This is a genomic window from Achromobacter sp. 1012554356 (genome assembly GCF_059760815.1).
The window spans coordinates 20,382-38,957 of record NZ_JCBANC010000031.1; the positions used below are offsets into that span (position 1 = coordinate 20,382).

Below are 18,576 nucleotides of genomic sequence, written 5' to 3' on the forward strand. Positions count from 1 at the left end.
TTTATCATTCGGCATCAGTCAGCCAGTCCCCCGCGGGCCTCGCATCGTGCGCGCCCGCCCTTTGAAGCACCGCCATGACCACACAAGACACTCTCACCATCGCCGGCCGCGCCTATTCGTCGCGCCTGCTCGTCGGAACCGGCAAGTACAAGGACTTCGAACAGACCCGCGCGGCCCTGGATGCCAGCGGCACGGAAATCGTCACCGTCGCCATCCGCCGCACCAACATCGGCCAGAACGCCGGTGAGCCGAACCTGCTGGACTACGTTCCCACCTCCAAATTCACGCTGCTGCCCAATACCGCCGGCTGCTACTCCGCCGACGACGCCGTGCGCACGCTGCGCCTGGCCCGCGAACTGCTGGACGGCCACGACCTCGTGAAGCTCGAAGTGCTGGGCGACCCGCACACCCTGTTCCCCAACATGCCCGAAACCCTCAAGGCCACCAAGACGCTGGTCGATGAAGGCTTCAAGGTCATGGTCTATTGCACCGACGATCCCATCCAGTGCCGCATGCTGGAAGACATGGGCGCCGTGGCCGTCATGCCGCTGGCCTCGCTGATCGGCTCGGGCATGGGCATCCTGAACCCCTGGAACCTGCGCCTCATCATCGACCAGGCCCGCGTGCCGGTCGTGGTCGACGCCGGCGTGGGCACCGCGTCCGACGCCGCCATCGCCATGGAACTGGGCTGCGACGCCGTCCTGATGAACACCGCCATCGCCGGCGCGCGCGACCCCATCCTGATGGCCAGCGCCATGAAGAAGGGCGTCGAAAGCGGCCGTGAGGCCTTCCTGGCCGGCCGCATGCCCAAGAAGCTGTACAGCGGCGCGCCCAGCTCGCCCACCGAAGGCTTGATCACCGGCGGTCCCGCGAAATGAATTCCCGCCAGCCGGCCGCCAGCGGCCGTCCCATCCCCAACGCGCTGACCATCGCGGGCGTCGACCCGTCCGGCGGCGCCGGCATCCTGGCCGACGTCAAGGCCATGAGCGCGCTGGGCGCCTACGGCTGCGCCATCATCGCCGCGCTCACCGCGCAGAACACGCAGGGCGTGACCGGCATTTCGCCAGTGCCGCCCGCCTTTGTCGGCCTGCAGATCGACACGCTGTTCACCGACGTGCGCATCGACGCGGTGAAGGTCGGCATGCTGGGCCAGCGGCCCATCATCGAGGTCGTGGCCGAAAAACTTGCCAAATGGACGCCCGCGCACGTCGTGCTCGACCCCGTCATGGTCGCCAAGAGCGGCGACCTGCTGCTTGAGAACGACGCCGTCGGCGCCATGCGCGAAGCCATGCTGCCCCTGACCACCCTGCTCACGCCCAACCTGCCCGAGGCCGGCGTGCTGCTCGAAGAGCGCCCCGTCGAGACCGTCAAGGAAATGCGGCGCGTCGCCGAGCGACTGCGCAACAAGCTGGCGCATTCCGGCGAACGCTGGGTGCTGGTCAAGGGCGGACACCTGCCCGGCAGCGAAACCATCGACCTGCTGCACGACGGCGACCGCATGATCGAACTGCCCGGCCACCGCATCGACACCGCCAACACGCACGGCACCGGCTGCACGCTGTCGGCCGCGCTGGCGGCGCTGCTGCCGCAAATCGGGGACGTACCAGAATCCGCCAAGCGCGCCAAGGCCTATCTGACTGAAGCCATCCGCCACGCGGAGCGCCTCTCGGTCGGATCGGGCCACGGTCCGGTCCACCATTTCCACGGCTGGTGGTAAGCGTCAGCCGGCCTGAAACATCTGCCGCACGGGCGCGCCGTCACAGGACGCTACGAATCGGTACAATGGCTCGTTGATTCCTCTGTTTTTTCTGACCGTCATGAACGCTTCGACCCTGCCCGACGTAGAACAAGCCCGCTTCAATATGGTGGAACAGCAGATCCGCCCGTGGGACGTCCTGGACGCCAACGTGCTGCAAGCGCTGTTCGATGTGCGCCGCGAACAATTCGTTCCGCCGGCCCTGCGCGGCCTCGCGTTTTCCGACCTGGAGCTGCCGCTCGAGATCAACGCGGTCAACACGCGCCAGACCATGCTCGCCCCCAAGGTCGAAGCCCGTCTCGCGCAGGAACTGCTGCTGACCAAGTCCGACTGTGTGCTCGAAATCGGCACCGGTTCGGGCTACCAGGCCGCCCTCCTGGGCTACCTGGCGCAACAGGTCACCTCCGTCGAAATCGACAGCCGTCTGGTGACCTTCGCGCAGCAGAACCTGCAAATGAACAACGTCACCAACGTCAAGGTCGAAACCGGCGACGCCCGCAACGGCTGGGGCTCCACCGAATACGACGCCATCCTGGTCACCGGTTCCGTGCCGGTCGTGCCGGACGCGCTGAAGTACCAGTTGCGCGTGGGCGGCCGCCTTGTCGTGGTGGTCGGCCAGAACCCCATCATGACGGCCTGTCGCATCACCCGCACCACCGCCGCCAGCTTCGAAACCGTCAAGCTCTTCGAAACGGTCATCAAGCCGTTGCGCGGCGTCACGGTGTCGCAGTTCAAGTTCTAACTCCGCGACCTCGCCGCCTTCCGCCCGGCCCCCATGGGGCCGGCGTCACGTCCGGCGGCCCGGCGTATCGTTGAAAGATCATGCGCGTCCGATCACTTACGGCTTTACTGGTTTTCACCTGCGCCGCAAGTGCCGGCCCGCTGACTGCGTCCGCCCAGAACCTGGTCCAGGTCTGGCAGGCCGCGCTGGGCAATGACCCCACCTACGCCGCCGCGCGCGCCAACTACCGCGCCGGCCTTGAAAAAGAACCCCAGGCCCGCGCGCTGCTGCTGCCCCTGATCACCGCCGAAGCCGGCGGCGCCTACCAGGAAACCCGCAGCACCCGCGGCCTGTCCTACGCCTACAGCGGCGGCCGCGGCGTGTGGGACCTGGCGCTCACCCAGCCTCTCTTCGACTGGGGCCGCTGGCAAAACTTCGAGCAATCCAAGCTCATCGTCGCGGACGTCGAAGTCCAGCTCCAGCAGGCCTACCAGGACCTCTTGCTACGCGTCGCCGACGCCTACTTCAACGTCCTGTACGCCCAAGACACCCTGACCGCCACCGAAGCCGAAAGGGCCGCCGTCGCCGGTCAGTTGGAATCCGCCAAGCGCAACTTCGAACTCGGCAACGCCACCATCACCGACACGTACGAGGCGCAGTCCCGCTACGACCTCGTCGTGGCCCAGGAACTGCGCCTGCAGAACGACCTGGAAGTGCGCCGCGACGAACTCGCCAAGATCATCGGCACGCAGCCCGGCGCACTGGCCGAACTGCCCTACGGCGTACAACTGCCCGCCCCCCAGCCCGCCCGCATCGCCGACTGGAGCAACCAGGCCGAAACCTCCAGCCTCGAAGTCCTGCGCGCGCAACTGCTCACCCGCATCGCCGGCCGCGAAATCCAGATCGCCAAGAGCGGCCACTACCCCACCCTGAACCTGCGCGCCACCAGCGGCAGCGCCAGCGACGCCGTCATGCGCAACGCCGCCCCCGGCAAGCCCATCGACAACACCATCGGCGTGGTCCTCTCCATCCCCCTCTACTCCGGCGGCGGCGTGTCCTCGCAAGTCACGGAAAAGGTCGAACTGGAACAAAAGGCCCGCTACGACTTCGAAACCGCCCGCCGCCAGGCCGTCCAGGCCACGCGCCAGTACTACACCGGCGTCACCAGCGGCCTGGCCCGCATCCAGGCCCTGGAAGCCGGCGAAAAATCCAGCCGCGCCGCCGTAGAAGCCAACCGCACCGGCTACGAAGTCGGCGTGCGCATCAACCTGGACGTCCTGAACGCCCAGCAACAGCTCTACGCCACCCAGCGCGACCTGGCCCTGGCCCGCTACAGCACGGTGCTCTCCGGCCTGCGCTTGAAGGCCACTAGCGGCATCCTGGCGGAATCGGATCTGGACGCCATCAACCGGCTGCTGCGCGCACCGCGCTGAGCGAGCCAGGGGGCAGCACGGGTGACACCCGCGCCCCGGTGTCGCGCCACCGGTGCCTGACACCCTGCCACCGGTGCCTAACACCCCGCCACCGGTGCCTAACACCCCGCCACCGGTGTCTGACACCCTTGAAGCACTGTCTCGAACCCAAGATCATCTCCGCGGGTGTCAGACACCTAATCACCAGCCCCCGCCAGCGCGCGAGCGCACACCGCCACGACGTCCCACCGACCCGATGCCGATTGCCGCCGCCCGGGCGGCAGCAATTCGGCGGCCCCGCAAATCCCCTTCCCCGACCACAGGTCTTACAGCGCCCCAAACCAAAGACCCTCGTAGCACGGCGTCGCGGTCACCGTGGGCGCGAGCGCCGTCGATGCGCCCCGAGGGAATCTGAAGGGAGCCGAAGGCGGACGAAGATGACGAAGGGGGGGCCGCCTAGGCAAGTCCGGAGCGAAGGCTCCGGACCGCAATCGTGGGCGATCGTGCCCACGGTGACTGCGGCGCCGGGCGACCTAAGAAGATCTGCGGCACCGACCTACGAAGACCGGCAGCACCGATCCACGAACACCGGCAGCACCGACCCACGAAGCCCTAAAGCCCCCACCTGCAAAGCCCAAAGCACAAAAAGAAAAGGCGGCCACCCAGGCCGCCTCACACTCATCCAACACCTCAAATTCAAAGCCTTCATCCGCCTTGAATCTTCTTCACCAACGCCGTAGTAGACCGCTCAAACTCAAAAGGAATCGCCACGGCACGCCCCCCCCAGCTCTTCACCAGCGCAGTCTCCGGCAACGTCTCCATGTCGTAATCGCCACCCTTGACGATCAAATCAGGCCGAAGCTCCCCGATCAACGCCTCGGGCGTGTCCTCGTGAAACGACGTCACCACCGACACAAACCCCAACGCCGCCAGCAACGCCGCCCGATCTTCCATCCGATTCAGAGGACGCTCCGAACCCTTCCCCAGCCGCCGCACCGATTCATCGGTATTCACGGCGACAATCAACGTCGCCCCCAACTGCGCCGCCTGATCCAGATACGTCGCATGCCCGCGATGCAGGATGTCGAACACCCCATTCGTGAACACCAGCGGCCGCGGAAAGCGGCCAGCGGCGACGGCAGCGACGAGTTCGTCGCGGGACAGGACCTTGGATTCGAAACGGGCGGCAGGCATGCGGGGATTATAGGAGGGATCAGGCGCCGCCCAGGATGATCTCTTTGTCCTTCGGAACGATCAGCGCCGACACTTCCTTCCGGTAACGGTTCAGATCCTTCACCGTCTCGAAGCTGCGGTCCATCAGCTTCGACAGGATGTGCAGAATCCGCGTCGCCACCTTCTGCTCCCACACCCCGTCGAAACGGATCTGCGTGTCCAGCCAGTGCTCCAGCCAGCCCGGCTCCGGCAGGCGCGATTGCACCGTGTCGTTCGGGAACAGATCCTTGTTCACGTGCAGATTGGTCGGATGCAGCGCCTGCTGCGTGCGGCCCGCCGATGCCATCAGCACGCCGATCTTCGAGAACGCCAGACGCGCCTGCGCGCTCGTGTCCTGCCCGCGGTCATGCAGCGCGCGGCGCATGTATTGCAGGTACGCGCCCGCATGGCGCGCCTCGTCCTGCGCCACCGTCTTGTAGATCGCCTTGATCACCGGCTCCGTGTGCCATTCGGCCGCGCGGCGGTACCAGTGGTTCAGGCGAACCTCGCCGCAGAAGTGCAGCATCAGCGTTTCAAGTTCAGGCGCCTTGTCGAACTCAAAGCGCACGTTGTGCAGCTCTTCCTCGGTCGGCACCAGATCCGGGCAGAAGCGGCGCAGATACTCGATCAGCACCAGCGAATGCTTTTGCTCTTCAAAGAACCAGACCGACATGAACGCGCAGAAATCGCTGTCGCCGCGGTTGTCGCGCAAGAACATCTCGGTGGCCGGCAGCGCCGCCCACTCGGTGATGGCGTTCATCTTGATCGTGTGAGCCTGTTCGTCCGAGAGCTTGCTGCGGTCGAAATCACCCCAAGGGATGTCGTGCGCCATGTTCCAGCGCACCGCTTCCATGGTTTTGAAGAGTTCAGGATAAAGCATTGTCTGCCCTTGTATTCGTCCCGCTAGTGGGGCTATGAAAATTGATGAATGGCGCGCGCGTTCTTATAGGCTCGGGCGCTGCATGCCACTTTGCGCAGCGCTATTTTTCGCCGTCTCCCGCGAAGCTATGATGACCGTTTCATGAATGAAACATGACAGTAAGGTCTAGATCATCGCGCCGCCTATCGGGTCAACGCCCATATCGCGACCCCGACCGCCAGCGCCAGCACGCCAACCAGCGCTGCAACCAGCCGGTTGTTCTGCTCTTGTGCGCGGCGTAACTGCATCATCTCGGCCAGCATCGCGGGCGAGACATTGGGTCGGCTCAGATGGTCATGGACCAGCCTGGGCAGAGCGGGCAGCATTTGCGACCACTGCACGGCCTCTTTTTCCAGGCTTTGCCGCAGGCCCTTGAATCCGACACGCTGACGCATCCAGCGTTCCAGATAGGGCTTGGCGGTCTTCCAGAGATCGAGGTTGGGATCGAGCTGACGGCCCAGTCCCTCGACGTTCAGCAGGGTCTTCTGCAACAGGACCAGCTGCGGCTGGATCTCGACGTTGAAACGGCGCGAGGTCTGGAAAAGCCGCAGCAGCACCTGCCCCAGCGAAATCTCCGACAGCGGCCGGTCAAAATACGGTTCGCAGACGGCGCGCACCGCGCCCTCAAGCTCTTCCTCGCGCGTATCCGGCGGCACCCAGCCCGATTCGATATGCAGTTGCGCCACGCGGCGATAGTCGCGGTGGAAGAAGGCCAGGAAATTCTGCGCCAGGTAATTCTTGTCGAACTCCGACAGCGAACCCACGATGCCGAAGTCCAGCGCGATGTAGCTGCCCAGCGTGCCAGGGCGGTCCGACACGTAGATGTTGCCCGGGTGCATGTCGGCGTGGAAGAAGCCGTCGGTGAACACCTGCGTGAAGAAGATCTCGACGCCGGTGCGCGCCAGCGTCGGAATGTCGATGCCGGCCTCGCGCATGCGCTCCACCTGGCCCACCGGCATGCCGTACATGCGCTGCATCGTGAACACGGTGGAGGCCGTGTATTCCCAGATGACCTCGGGCACGATCAGCATGTCGCCGCGGCCGGATTCCGGACCGAAATTGCGGCGCAGCTGGCTGCAATTGGAGGCCTCGCGCACCAGGTCCAGTTCATCGTGCAGGTACTTGTCGAATTCCGCGACAACCTCGCGCGGCTTCAGGCGGCGGCCGTCGGCGCCCAGGCGCTCGATGATGCGCGCCACGATCTTCAGCAGCGACAGATCCTTTTCGATGATGCTGAGCATGCCTGGCCGCAGCACCTTCACGGCGACTTCTCGGCCATCGTGCAGCACCGCGAAGTGAACCTGCGCGATCGAGGCCGACGCCACCGGGTCCACCTCGAATTGCGCGAACAGCTTTTCCGGCGGCGCGCCCAGCGCCGCCTCGATGCAGGCCGCCGCCCGCGCGGACGGGAACGGCGGCACACGATCCTGCAGCAACGCCAGTTCGTTGGCGATGTCGGCGGGGATCAGGTCGCGGCGGGTGGACAGCACCTGCCCGAACTTCACGAAGATGGGGCCCAGCGATTCCAGCGCCAGACGCAGCCGCTGGCCGCGCGGCGAGCGCGGACGCGTGCCCAGACGCATGACGCGCAGCAGGCACGTGGCCAGCGGGTGATTCAGGCTGGACAGGACAAGCTCGTCCAGGCCGTAGCGCAGCGAGACGACGATGATGCGGAAGAGGCGCAGCAAGGGGAACATGGATCAGGCGCCCCGCTTTGCGCCGGCCGAGGCCAGGCGGGTTTGCAGCGCGGCGGCCGACCGCGCCAGCGCATCGGCGCGCGCGTTCAGATCGGCCAGGTCCAGGCGCCATTGCTCCAGCGCCGGGCGGCCCGCCAGCACGCCGCTTTCTTCGGAGAGGTATTCAGAGATATTTTCGGCCAGCCGCTGACCCGCATTGCGGGCCCCGCCGGCCACCGCGCGCGCGCCGCCCACGATGCGCAGCGCGGCAATATCGCCGACCACGCGCGCAAGCGCATCTTCCGGATCCCATCGCAACTGCTTGGACAGGTCCGCCACCACCTGCGCCAGCGCCGCGTCGCCAGAGATGTGCGTGGCCTCGGCGAAATCGGGCTTTTCGTGCCCCGCGCCCAGGCGCGGCAACGGCAGCCTGTCTGGCGACACGGTCAGCGTGACGTCCGGCACCACGGCCGGGTCCGCCTGATCGGCCAGCCCGTCGCTGTCAATGGACAAGCCCAGCGTGAAGCCGCCCATGACGAAGCGCACCGTCTTGCCGGCATGCCGCGCCAGGCGTTCGCGCGCCCAGTCCTCACGCCGCAACAGGGCGTTCAGAGCGCTGACGGCCAGGCGCTTGGGGGTGGGCAGGAACGAAAAAGGCAGCATGGCGGTTGCAAAGTCCCCAGGGGGCTTGCCGTAGTTGATGGGTAAATCGGGAGTGTAACGGGTTAGATGGGAGCCTGTTTTGCGGAAGGCACATGAAAAACCGGCCCTTTGGGGGCCGGTTCATGCGGACGCCGTGACGGCGTCCGCGGCAGAGGGCCGGTCGAGCCGGACCGCCAGGGATTAGCTGGCGTTTTCCACCGGGATCTGCTGGATGCCGGCCAGCAACCAGCCGCCATTGGCCGGCTTGAACAGGTTCCAGACTTCTTCGAAGCGGAAAGCCTCGGCGCCCGGGGCCTCGCGCAGCATGCCCGAGAAGCGCACGCTGGCCAGGTGACCGTCGGAGACGGTTTCGATGCCCAGCATCTCGGCGTTCAGCAGGACCACTTCGGTCTTGTTGGGCGCCGCGCCGCGCTCGGCCAGTTGCGGCTTGAGTTCGGTGATCAGGTCGTCGGTCAGGAATTCACGCAGACCGTCGGTGCTGCCGCTGTCCCAGACGGCCTGGATGCGGACGAACTGTTCCTTGGCTTGCTTCAGGAAGGCCGGCGTGTCGAAATCGCCCGGCACGAACCAGTTGTTGTCATCGCCCGCCTTGGGCAGGACGGCCGGCGGCTCGATGGGAGCGGCGGCCACCGGTGCGGCGGCTGCGGGCGCGGCGGCGCCCGGCTTCAGCGCTTCACGCCACATCGGCTGCTGTTGCTGGCCCGAGGCGTTGTTGTTGCCGCCAAATGCGCCCTGGGGGGCAGTGCGCGGACCGGCGCCACGCAGGCGGCGGATGATGAACATGACGGCAAAGACCACGGCGGCGATCAGCAGCGCGGACGACAGGAATTCCAGGAACGCGCCCGACAGGCCCATGCTGGAGAGCAGCGCGGCGATGCCCAGACCGGCGGCGATGCCGGCGATGGGACCCAGCCAACGCGAAGCGCCGCTCTTGGCGGCGGCGCCCGCTGCGCCGGCCGTGGCGGCACCGGCGGCTGCCGGCGCGGCGGTGGCGCCCGCGGTGTTGCTGTTGGCAGCCGGCGGCGTCGTGGCCTGACGCTGCGTCGTGACGTTGGAGGATTGACGGCCCACGCTGGAACCGCCGCCGGCGCGGCGGGCTTCAGCGTCAAACGACGCCGTCACCAGCGCAGCGCCCGAAACGGCGATGAGCGCTGCCGCGACAAAGCGCGAAAGACAGAATTTGGACATAGGTTTGCTCCCTCGTACTCGCGCCCCCGCTGCCCCGAGCAACGGGAGGGCCTCGCAATACGCGAGACCATCTGCGCGACTTTTCTTACAGTAATCTGAATGGCGTAAGAATAACGGACAAGCCGCCGCCCCACAAGTTCCCCGCGGGATGGCGAAACACGCCGTGGACGCCGGGCGTCAGCCCAGGCGCACGCCTTCGTGCAGCGCGGCGATGCCGGCTGTCAGGTTGAAATATTGCACCCGCTCCAGGCCGGCGGTGCGCAGCATGTCGGCCAGGGTCTCTTGGTCGGGGTGCATGCGGATGGATTCGGCCAGGTAACGATAGCTGGCCTCGTCCTTGGCGATCTTCTTGCCCAACCACGGCAGCACGTTGAAGGAATACCAGTCGTACGCGGGGGACAGCGGCTTGGCGATGCGCGAGAACTCCAGGACGAGCAGCTTGCCGCCCGGCTTGAGCACCCGGGTCATTTCGGCCAGGGCACGGTCCTTGTGGGTCATGTTGCGCAGGCCGAAGGCCACGCTGACGCGGTCGAAATAACCGGTGGGGAACGGCAGGCGCTCGGCGTCGCACACGGCGGTGGGCACCAGCAGGCCAGCGTCGGTCAGGCGGTCACGGCCGACGCGCAGCATGGAATCGTTGATGTCGGTCAGCCAGACCTCGCCCGTGGGGCCGGCGCGCTTGGCGAACGCGCGCGCCAGATCGCCCGTGCCGCCGGCGATGTCCAGCACCTTCATGCCGGGACGGATGGCGGCGCGGCCGATGGTGAAGGCCTTCCAGACGCGATGCAGGCCCGCCGACATGAAATCGTTCATGACGTCGTAGCGCTGGGCGACTGAATGGAAGACTTCGGCGACCTTGCGGGCCTTTTCGCCTTCGGGGACCGACTGGAAGCCGAAGTGCGTGGAGGTCGAGCCGGAACCGGCGGATTGTTGCGATTCGGAGGGGTTTTGCATGGTGAATTCCCGATATATCGGTCAATGGTAGCCTATCGGGCGCGCGCCTGCGGCGTGCCGGACCCGCCGAATGACGCGCTGCGGTCACATACCTGAAATATTGCGGCCATACTATCGCAATGTTCGCGCCGCGCCGGCGCTCAGAAGTGTGCCCAATTCGATATGTCCAGCACCATCCTCGTCGTCGAAGACGAACCCGCCATCCAGGAACTGATCGCCGTCAACCTGTCCTTCGCTGGCCACAAGGTGCTGCGCGCCTTCGACGCCGACCAGGCCCAGACGCTGATCCGCGCCGAGCTTCCCGATCTGATCCTGCTGGATTGGATGCTCCCGGGAACGTCCGGCCTGGCCATGGCGCGCAAGCTGCGCAACGACGAGCGCACCCGCGCCGTCCCGGTCATCATGCTGACCGCCAAGGGCTCCGAGCAGGACAAGGTGGACGGCCTGGAGGCCGGCGCCGATGACTACATCACCAAGCCCTTCTCGCCCAAGGAGCTGATGGCCCGCATCAAGGCCGTGCTGCGCCGCCGCGCGCCGCAGCTGACTGACGACGTCATCGACGTCGGCGGCCTCAAACTCGATCCGGTGACGCATCGCCTGTCGGGCAACAGCCAGTCCTTGCAAATCGGGCCCACCGAATTCCGCCTGCTCCACTTCTTCATGACGCACCCCGAGCGCGTGTTCTCGCGCTCGCAGTTGCTGGACCAGGTCTGGGGCGACCACGTCTTCGTGGAAGAACGCACGGTCGACGTGCACATCCGCCGCCTGCGCAAGGCCCTGGAACCCAGCGGCCATGACGCACACGTGGAAACGGTCCGTGGCAGCGGCTATCGGTTTACGGCACAGCTCCCGACGCGGTAAAACTGGCGCACGATGATCTGGCTGCGCACTCTTATATTTGTCGCCCTGTGGGCGGTGGTTGCGTTATTGGCGCAATGGCTCATTGGAGATCCCGCGGGCTGGGTCGTTTTTTCGGCCTCGCTGACCGCCATGCTGCTATGGCGCAGCTGGCGGCTGACGCTGGTCTCCCGCTGGGCCAATCAGCCCGACTCCGCCCCGCCCGCGTCCGTCGGCCCCTGGGACGACATTCTTGCTCCGCTCTATCGGTACACCCGCGCCCGCGCGCGTGAACTGACCGAAACCCGCGACACCATGCAAGGGATGCTGGCTGCTGCCCAGGCCCTGCCCGACGGCGCCGTCACGCTGAACGAGGATTTCCAGATCGACTGGTGCAACCGCATGGCGCGCCAGCATCTGGGCTTGCGACTGCCGGCCGACCGCGGACATAACCTCCTGAACCTGCTGCGCGCGCCGGAATTCGTGGAGTACGCGCATCGCCCGTCGTGGCCGGAACCCATCCTGGTGCGGCTGGGGCAGCAGGGCCAGGAACGGCTGATGATGATGCAACTGACGGCCTACGCCAGCAACCAGCGCCTGCTCATCACCCGCGACGTCACGCAGATCGAGCGCCTGGAAACCACGCGCCGCGACTTCGTGGCCAACGTCTCGCACGAACTGCGCACGCCGCTGACGGTGCTGGCGGGCTTTCTGGAAACGCTGCGCGACATGCCCGACGACGCGCTGCCCAAAGAACAGCGCGAGCAGTACATCGACATGATGCACGAGCAGGCGCACCGCATGCAGGCCATCGTGGAAGACCTGCTGACGCTGTCCACATTGGAATCGTCGCCGGGCAGCGATCCGCGCGCCGTCAACATGGGCGCGCTGCTGCAAAAGGCGCGCCAGCAGATCGAGGCGTTGTCGGGCGGCCGTCATCAACTGGTCTGGCACATCGATGAAACCCTGGACGTGCTGGGTGCCGAAAACGAACTGACCTCGGCGCTTTCCAACCTGCTGACCAACGCCGTGCGCTACACGCCGGACGGCGGCACCATCACCGTGCGCTGGGAGCGCGACCCCGAAGGCGGCGCATGCTACAGCGTCAAGGACACCGGCATCGGCATTCCGGCGCGCCATCTGCCGCGCCTGACCGAACGCTTTTACCGCGTGGACCGGGGCCGGTCGCGCGCCGTCGGCGGCACCGGCCTGGGCCTGGCGATCACCAAGCACATCGCCATGCGGCACGACGCCGAACTGCTCATCACCAGCGAACCCGGCAAGGGCAGCGTCTTCTCGCTGCGCTTTCCCGCCGACCGCATCGCCATCGCCGAAACGGCGTGATCCCGCCCGCCTGCCTGCCTGACGGCGGCGCGCGGGTGGTAAATTTTTGGCCATGCGCATCCTGGTCATCGAAGACGAACCCAAATTGGCCGACTACCTGAAGAAGGGACTGTCGGAGCAAAGCCACGTCGTAGACGTGGCGCGCGACGGCGTGGACGGCCGCCACCTCGCGCTCGAAGGCGCGTACGACCTCATCGTGCTGGACGTGATGCTGCCCGGCGTGGACGGCTTCGAGATCCTGGCCTCGGTGCGCGCGCACAAGGACACCCCCATCCTGATGCTGACGGCCCGCGACGCGGTGGAAGACCGGGTCCGCGGCCTGGAGGGCGGCGCCGACGACTACCTGGTGAAACCCTTCGCGTTCTCGGAGCTCTTGGCGCGGGTGCATGCGCTGCTGCGCCGCGGCCGCTCGCAGGAGCCCACGCTGCTGCGGCTGGCGGACCTGGAGCTGGATCTGGCGCGCCGGCGCGCCCAGCGCGGCGGCCAGCGGCTGGACCTGACCGCCAAGGAATTCAGCCTGCTGGCGCTACTGTTGCGCCGCCAGGGGCAGGTGCTGTCGCGCACCACCCTGGCCGAACAAGTCTGGGACATGAACTTCGACAGCGACACCAACGTCATCGACGTCGCGGTGCGGCGCCTGCGCGGCAAGCTGGACGATCCCTACGCCACGAAGCTGCTGCACACCGTGCGCGGCATGGGATACGTGCTGGAATCGCGCCCCGCGGGGGATCGCCCCGCTGACGGCCACGCCGGATGAGCCGCCCCCGCGTGCGCTCCATGCAAGCGCGGCTGACGCTGCTGCTGGGCGCCATCGCGCTATTTGTTTCCAGCGTGGCGGGCGCCACCCTTTTCTGGGCGCTCAAGCGCGAAGTCGAGCGCCAGGAGATCACCGAAGTCAGCGGCAAGCTCGAGCTCATCGATCACTTGATCGACATGCAGAACAGCGCGAGCGGCCTGCACGACCTGGCGGCCACCTTCGACGAGATGCGCGCGGGCCAGGGGCAACTGGGCATCTGGATCGTGGACGCGCAGGGCCAGGCTGTCTACGGCGGCGCCGCGCCCGAAACGCTGGAAACCACGGATGGCCGGCAGGTCCTCTTGCAGACGCCGGATGGCGGGCGCATGCGCGGCCTGCGCGTTGCCATGAACGATCGCATCCTGCCCGGCGCGCAGTTGACCGTGGCGGTCAGCACGCGCACCAGCGCGCAATTCCTCTATGCCTACGGCACGGCGCTGGCGCTGATCTGCGCGTTGTGGGTGGGCGCGACGGTCGTCCTGGCCGCCTGGGCCGTGCGGCGCAGCATGGCGCCCGCGCGGCGGCTGTCCGGGCAGGCCGCGGCCATTCAGCCCGACAACCTGGCGCGCCGCCTGCCGCTGCAAGACACCGACCGCGAACTGCATGAACTGGTGCGGTCCTTCAACCGCACGCTGGACCGGCTGCAGGCCGCCTACCAGCAGATGGAGGGCTTTAACGCCGATGTCGCGCACGAACTGCGCACGCCGCTGGCGACCCTCATCAATGGCACGCAGGTCATGCTGTCGTCGCCGCGCGATGCGGCCGAGCTGCGAGACGCGCTGGAATCCAATCTGGAAGAACTGGAAGACCTGAAGACGCTGGTGAACGACATGCTGTTCCTGGCGCGCGCCGACCGCGGCGAGCGCGCCGCCGACCTGGCGCCCGTGTCGCTGGCCGCCGAAGCCCGGCGCGTCGCCGAATACTACGAGGCCACGCTGGAAGAGCACGCCGTGCGCCTGCGCTGCGTGGGCGACGCCACCGTGGCCGCCAACCGGGGGCTGGCGCGCCGCGCGCTGGCCAACCTGATCTCCAACGCCATCAAGGCGACGCCGCCAGGCGGCGAGATCGTGCTGACGTGCACCCCCACCGCGCGCGGGGCGCGGGTCACGGTCCACAACCCCGGCACGCCTATCCCGCCCGCGGACCTGCCCCGGATCTTCGACCGCTTTTTCCGCTCCGGCCAGACGCGCGCGCCACGCAGCGAAGGTCACGGCCTGGGCCTGGCCATCGTTCGCGCCATTGCCCGCATGCACGGCGGCGACGTGGATGCGGCGTCCGGCGCCGCCGGCACCGTGGTCGGCATCACCTTCAACAACCCGGGGCCGGCCGCGAACATTACAAAAACGTAATCTGCGTGACAGGATCGGGTCACCCTGGTCTTCCTACAGTGTCATCACGCCCATTTCCATTGCAAGGATTCCCGTGAAAGGCACCCTGTTACGCACTTGCGCCGCCGCATTGGCGCTGATGATGTCCGGCGCCGCGTTCGCTGCAGGCGACCATGCGCACGGCGGCCACGCCCCGTCCGCGGCGGCCGCGCCCATCGGCGCGCCGGGCGATCCCGCCCGCGTCACGCGCACCATTGACGTCGACATGACCGACGCCATGCGCTTCTCGCCCGCCAGCATCGACGTCAAGGCCGGCGAAACCGTGCGGCTGAACGTGCGCAATTCCGGGAAGATCCGGCACGAACTCGTGCTGGGCACCGACGCCGACCTGAAGGCGCATTACGCCATGATGATGAAGGACCCCGGCATGCGCCACGAGGAACCCAACGCGGTGTCGCTGGACGCCGGCAAAAGCGGCCAGATTGTCTGGCGCTTCGGCAAGGCCGGCACGGTGTCCTTCGGCTGCCTGGAGCCAGGCCATTATGGCGCTGGCATGAAGGGCGCCGTCTCGGTGCTGTGACATGACGGCGCACATGCTCACGACCCGCCGCCGCTTCGTGCAGGGCCTGGCCGCCGGCGGCGCGCTCGCCGCCCTGGGCGGCTGGCGCCATGCATCGGCCCAGTCCGGCGCAGCGGCGGCCGCCGAACTGCGCGGCACCGAGTTTCACCTGGAGATCGGCGAGACGCCCGTGAACTTCACGGGCGCCGCGCGCGTGGCCACCACGGTCAACGGCCGCCTGCCCGCGCCGCAGCTACGCTGGCGCGAGGGCGATACGGTGACGCTGCACGTCACCAACCGGCTGCGCGAGCAGACCTCCATCCATTGGCACGGCATCCTGCTGCCCACCGGCATGGATGGCGTGCCCGGCCTGAGCTTTGCCGGCATCGACCCCGGCCAGACGTTCACGTACCGCTTTGACGTGCGCCAAAGCGGCACCTACTGGTATCACAGCCACTCGGGATTCCAGGAACAGACGGGCCTGTATGGCGCTATCGTCATCGACCCACGCCACCGCGATCCCATCGCCTCCGACCGCGACTACACGGTGCTGCTGTCGGACTGGACGGACGAAGACCCGATGCGCGTGTTCGACAAGCTGAAGGTGATGCCGGATTACTACAACCGCATCCAGCCCAGCATGCAAAGCCTGGCGGACAACGCCGGGGACAGGGGATGGCGCGCGGCGCTTGCCGATCGGCTGATGTGGGAACGCATGCGCATGAATCCGACGGATCTGGCTGACGTGTCCGGCGCCACCTACACCTACCTCACCAACGGCGCCACGCCCGCGGCCAACTGGACTGGCCTTTTCAAGCCGGGCGAGCGGGTGCGGCTGCGGTTCATCAACGGCTCGGCCATGACGTACTTCGACGTCCGGATCCCGGGCCTGACGATGACGGTCGTGGCCGCCGACGGCCAGGATGTCCGGCCCGTGGATGTCGAGGAATTTCGCATTGGCGTAGCTGAAACGTATGACGTGATCGTCACGCCCGCGCAGGACCGCGCCTACACGATCTTCTCGCAGGCCATGGATAGATCGGGCTATGCGCGCGCCACGCTCGCGCCCCGCGCCGGCATGCAGGCAAGCGTGCCCGAGATGGACCGTGTGCAGGTGCTGGGCATGATGGACATGGGCATGGCCCACGACATGAGCGGGTCGCAGCCGATGCCGGCCGGGCACGCCGGGCACGGCTTGGACGCGGGCCAGGGCGGCATGGTCGAGGTCAGGCACCCCTATCCCGCCGAGCGCGGCGTGGGCAATTCCATGCTGCCTGACGTGGTGTCGACGCGCCTGGACGATCCCGGCCCCGGACTGCGCGACAACGGCCGCCGCGTGCTGACGTATGCGGACTTGCGGTCGGTGCGGGAGCCCGACGACAACCGCGCACCCTCGCGCGAGATCGAGCTGCACCTGACGGGCAACATGGAGCGCTACATGTGGTCGCTCAACGGCGTGAAGTTCTCGGACGCGCGGCCCATCGTGCTGCGCCACGGCGAGCGCGTGCGCTTCGTGCTCGTCAACGACACGATGATGACGCATCCCATCCATCTGCACGGCCTGTGGAGCGATCTGGAGTCCCCGGACGGCGCGTTCCAGGTCCGCAAGCACACGATCTCGCTGAACCCGGCGCAGCGCATCAGCTATCGCGTCAGCGCCGACACGCGTGGGAACTGGGCCTACCACTGCCATCTGCTGTATCACATGGAGGCCGGCATGTTCAGGGCGGTCGTGGTGGAGTAAACGATGAAGCCGATCAGTTTCCAGAAACACGCGCCGGCCCTTTGCGCCATCGCCCTCGCGCTGGCGTCCCCCTTGGCTGCGGCTCAAGCGGCGCAAATGGATCATGCCGGCATGACCGGGATGGACCATGGCTCAATGGACCACGGCCAAGCGCCGTCACCGGACAGCCCGGAAAGCCACCAGGGAATGGACCATGCAGAAGTGAACCATGACGCGCCAGCCGCAGGCGCCCCGCCCGTCGGCAGTCTGCCCGCAAGCGATGGCGAAGGCCCGCGCGGCTACGACAGCTACGGCATCCATCCGCACATGATGGACAACGCGCCCACGTGGCAGGTGCTGTTCGACAAATTCGGCGCATCGCGCAATCGCGACGGGCAGAACGCGCTCGAGTGGGATGGCCGCTTCTGGTTCGGCACCGCCACGGACCGCCTGCTCGTCAAGAGCGAGGGCGAGCGCGAAAGCGGCGGCGGATCGGACGGCAAGGTCGAGGCCTTCTGGAGCCACGCCATCTCGCCTTTCTGGGATCTGCAACTGGGTGCGCGCCGGGACATCGGCGCAGGCCCCAAGCGCAACTGGGCCGCGGTCGGCGTCGAGGGCTTACTGCCCTACAACATTGAATTGACGGCCACCGCCTATGCAGGCCCGTCAGGCCGCAGCGCCCTGGCGCTGAAGGCCGAGTACGATCTGCTGCTGACCCAGCGCCTGATATTCACGCCCGAACTGCAAGCCAGCGTCTACGGCAAGAACGACCCGCAACGCGGCATTGGCTCCGGTCTGTCCCAAGGATCCCTGTCCCTGCGCCTGCGTTACGAGGTCACGCGCGAATTCGCTCCCTACGTTGGCGTATCCTTTGAACGGAAGTTCGGCCAGACGGCGAGCTATGCCTCGGACGCCGGCGAGAGCCGATCGCAGGCAGCCGTCATCGCGGGCGTGCGGTTCTGGTTCTGACCGGCCCGCGCCTGAACACCCCCCTTTATTCCCCCGGAGCATCATGAACGTTTCCCGTCTTACGCGCCGCCTCGTCCTTGCCGCGGCCCTCAGCATTCCCGCGATTGCCGCCGCGCAGGCGCCCGTGAAAGTCGAGGTCTGGAAGACGCCCACCTGCGGCTGCTGCGAGGATTGGGTCAAGCACATGCGCGACAACGGCTTTGCCGTGACCACGCATGACGTCGAGGACACCGGGCCCATCCGCCGCAACGCGGGCATGGCCGACCACGGTTCCTGCCACACCGCGATGGTGGACGGCTACGCGGTCGAAGGCCACGTGCCGGCCAGCGACGTGCGCCGGCTGCTGCTCGAAAAGCCCGATGCGGCGGGTCTTTCCGCCCCCGGCATGCCGCTGGGATCCCCGGGCATGGACGGCCCGGAATACGGCGGACGCAAGACGCCGCACGACGTGGTGCTGGTCGACAAGCGCGGCGGCGCCAAGGTTTTTCAGGCCTACCGCTAAGCCTGGCCTGAAACAAT

At 67.0% G+C, this 18,576-nt stretch carries 18 protein-coding genes; 12 read left to right on the forward strand and 6 right to left on the reverse strand.

Annotation, left to right across the window (positions count from 1 at the left end):
* Positions 1–74: 74 nt before the first annotated feature.
* From AC6LJW_RS16895 to AC6LJW_RS16910, 4 genes are all read left to right on the forward strand, one after another.
* The gene (locus AC6LJW_RS16895) at positions 75–878 is read left to right on the forward strand and encodes a thiazole synthase (protein ID WP_056564704.1); all 804 of its coding nucleotides are present in this window, start codon (positions 75–77) and stop codon (positions 876–878) included.
* Positions 875–1,717 (forward strand): bifunctional hydroxymethylpyrimidine kinase/phosphomethylpyrimidine kinase, encoded by an 843-nt coding sequence (gene thiD / locus AC6LJW_RS16900; protein WP_498087822.1) that lies wholly within the window; start codon positions 875–877, stop codon positions 1,715–1,717. Before AC6LJW_RS16895 ends, thiD begins: the two co-directional genes overlap by 4 nt.
* Before the next feature lie 100 nt (positions 1,718–1,817).
* Positions 1,818–2,498, forward strand: a complete 681-nt coding sequence (locus AC6LJW_RS16905; RefSeq protein ID WP_056566894.1) for a protein-L-isoaspartate O-methyltransferase family protein — start codon at positions 1,818–1,820, stop codon at positions 2,496–2,498.
* A gap of 80 nt (positions 2,499–2,578) precedes the next feature.
* The gene (locus AC6LJW_RS16910) at positions 2,579–3,910 is read left to right on the forward strand and encodes a TolC family outer membrane protein (protein ID WP_056564712.1); all 1,332 of its coding nucleotides are present in this window, start codon (positions 2,579–2,581) and stop codon (positions 3,908–3,910) included.
* Positions 3,911–4,594: 684 nt separating this feature from the next.
* Here AC6LJW_RS16910 and rfaE2 read toward each other — a convergent pair.
* From rfaE2 to ubiE, 6 genes are all read right to left on the reverse strand, one after another.
* Entirely contained in the window at positions 4,595–5,083 is a 489-nt protein-coding gene (rfaE2, locus tag AC6LJW_RS16915; protein ID WP_056564714.1) for a D-glycero-beta-D-manno-heptose 1-phosphate adenylyltransferase, read from the reverse strand.
* Positions 5,084–5,102: 19 nt separating this feature from the next.
* A complete protein-coding gene (locus tag AC6LJW_RS16920; protein ID WP_056564718.1) occupies positions 5,103–5,981 on the reverse strand; it encodes a ferritin family protein in 879 nt (292 codons plus the stop codon).
* 182 nt (positions 5,982–6,163) lie between these two features.
* Positions 6,164–7,717 (reverse strand): ubiquinone biosynthesis regulatory protein kinase UbiB, encoded by a 1,554-nt coding sequence (gene ubiB, locus AC6LJW_RS16925; protein WP_056564720.1) that lies wholly within the window; start codon positions 7,715–7,717, stop codon positions 6,164–6,166.
* A gap of 3 nt (positions 7,718–7,720) precedes the next feature.
* Positions 7,721–8,359 (reverse strand): ubiquinone biosynthesis accessory factor UbiJ, encoded by a 639-nt coding sequence (locus AC6LJW_RS16930; protein ID WP_056564724.1) that lies wholly within the window; start codon positions 8,357–8,359, stop codon positions 7,721–7,723.
* Positions 8,360–8,539: 180 nt separating this feature from the next.
* Positions 8,540–9,547: a Tim44 domain-containing protein gene (locus AC6LJW_RS16935; protein ID WP_056564729.1), complete on the reverse strand. Its 1,008-nt coding sequence runs from the start codon at positions 9,545–9,547 to the stop codon at positions 8,540–8,542.
* A 177-nt stretch (positions 9,548–9,724) separates the two neighbouring features.
* Positions 9,725–10,501, reverse strand: a complete 777-nt coding sequence (ubiE, locus tag AC6LJW_RS16940) for a bifunctional demethylmenaquinone methyltransferase/2-methoxy-6-polyprenyl-1,4-benzoquinol methylase UbiE (RefSeq protein ID WP_056564732.1) — start codon at positions 10,499–10,501, stop codon at positions 9,725–9,727.
* Positions 10,502–10,663: 162 nt separating this feature from the next.
* On the opposite strand from ubiE, the gene phoB reads away from it, so the two are divergent.
* From phoB to AC6LJW_RS16980, 8 genes are all read left to right on the forward strand, one after another.
* A complete protein-coding gene (gene phoB, locus AC6LJW_RS16945) occupies positions 10,664–11,362 on the forward strand; it encodes a phosphate regulon transcriptional regulator PhoB (RefSeq protein WP_006227196.1) in 699 nt (232 codons plus the stop codon).
* Between the two features lie 12 nt (positions 11,363–11,374).
* Complete coding sequence (gene phoR, locus AC6LJW_RS16950; RefSeq protein WP_056564735.1) at positions 11,375–12,682, forward strand: phosphate regulon sensor histidine kinase PhoR; 1,308 nt, start codon at positions 11,375–11,377, stop codon at positions 12,680–12,682.
* Positions 12,683–12,734: 52 nt separating this feature from the next.
* The gene (locus AC6LJW_RS16955) at positions 12,735–13,439 is read left to right on the forward strand and encodes a heavy metal response regulator transcription factor (RefSeq protein WP_427987206.1); all 705 of its coding nucleotides are present in this window, start codon (positions 12,735–12,737) and stop codon (positions 13,437–13,439) included.
* On the forward strand, positions 13,436–14,827 hold the full coding sequence (locus AC6LJW_RS16960; RefSeq protein ID WP_062840249.1) for a heavy metal sensor histidine kinase: 1,392 nt from the start codon (positions 13,436–13,438) through the stop codon (positions 14,825–14,827). The genes AC6LJW_RS16955 and AC6LJW_RS16960 overlap by 4 nt, the downstream gene beginning before the upstream one ends.
* Positions 14,828–14,900: 73 nt before the next feature.
* On the forward strand, positions 14,901–15,386 hold the full coding sequence (locus AC6LJW_RS16965) for a cupredoxin domain-containing protein (protein ID WP_056564743.1): 486 nt from the start codon (positions 14,901–14,903) through the stop codon (positions 15,384–15,386).
* 1 nt (position 15,387) lies between these two features.
* Entirely contained in the window at positions 15,388–17,109 is a 1,722-nt protein-coding gene (locus AC6LJW_RS16970) for a copper resistance system multicopper oxidase (RefSeq protein ID WP_498087823.1), read from the forward strand.
* 3 nt (positions 17,110–17,112) lie between these two features.
* The gene (locus AC6LJW_RS16975) at positions 17,113–18,057 is read left to right on the forward strand and encodes a copper resistance protein B (RefSeq protein WP_056564749.1); all 945 of its coding nucleotides are present in this window, start codon (positions 17,113–17,115) and stop codon (positions 18,055–18,057) included.
* A gap of 43 nt (positions 18,058–18,100) precedes the next feature.
* Positions 18,101–18,559, forward strand: a complete 459-nt coding sequence (locus tag AC6LJW_RS16980) for a DUF411 domain-containing protein (RefSeq protein WP_082578889.1) — start codon at positions 18,101–18,103, stop codon at positions 18,557–18,559.
* The last annotated feature ends 17 nt before the right edge of the window (positions 18,560–18,576 follow it).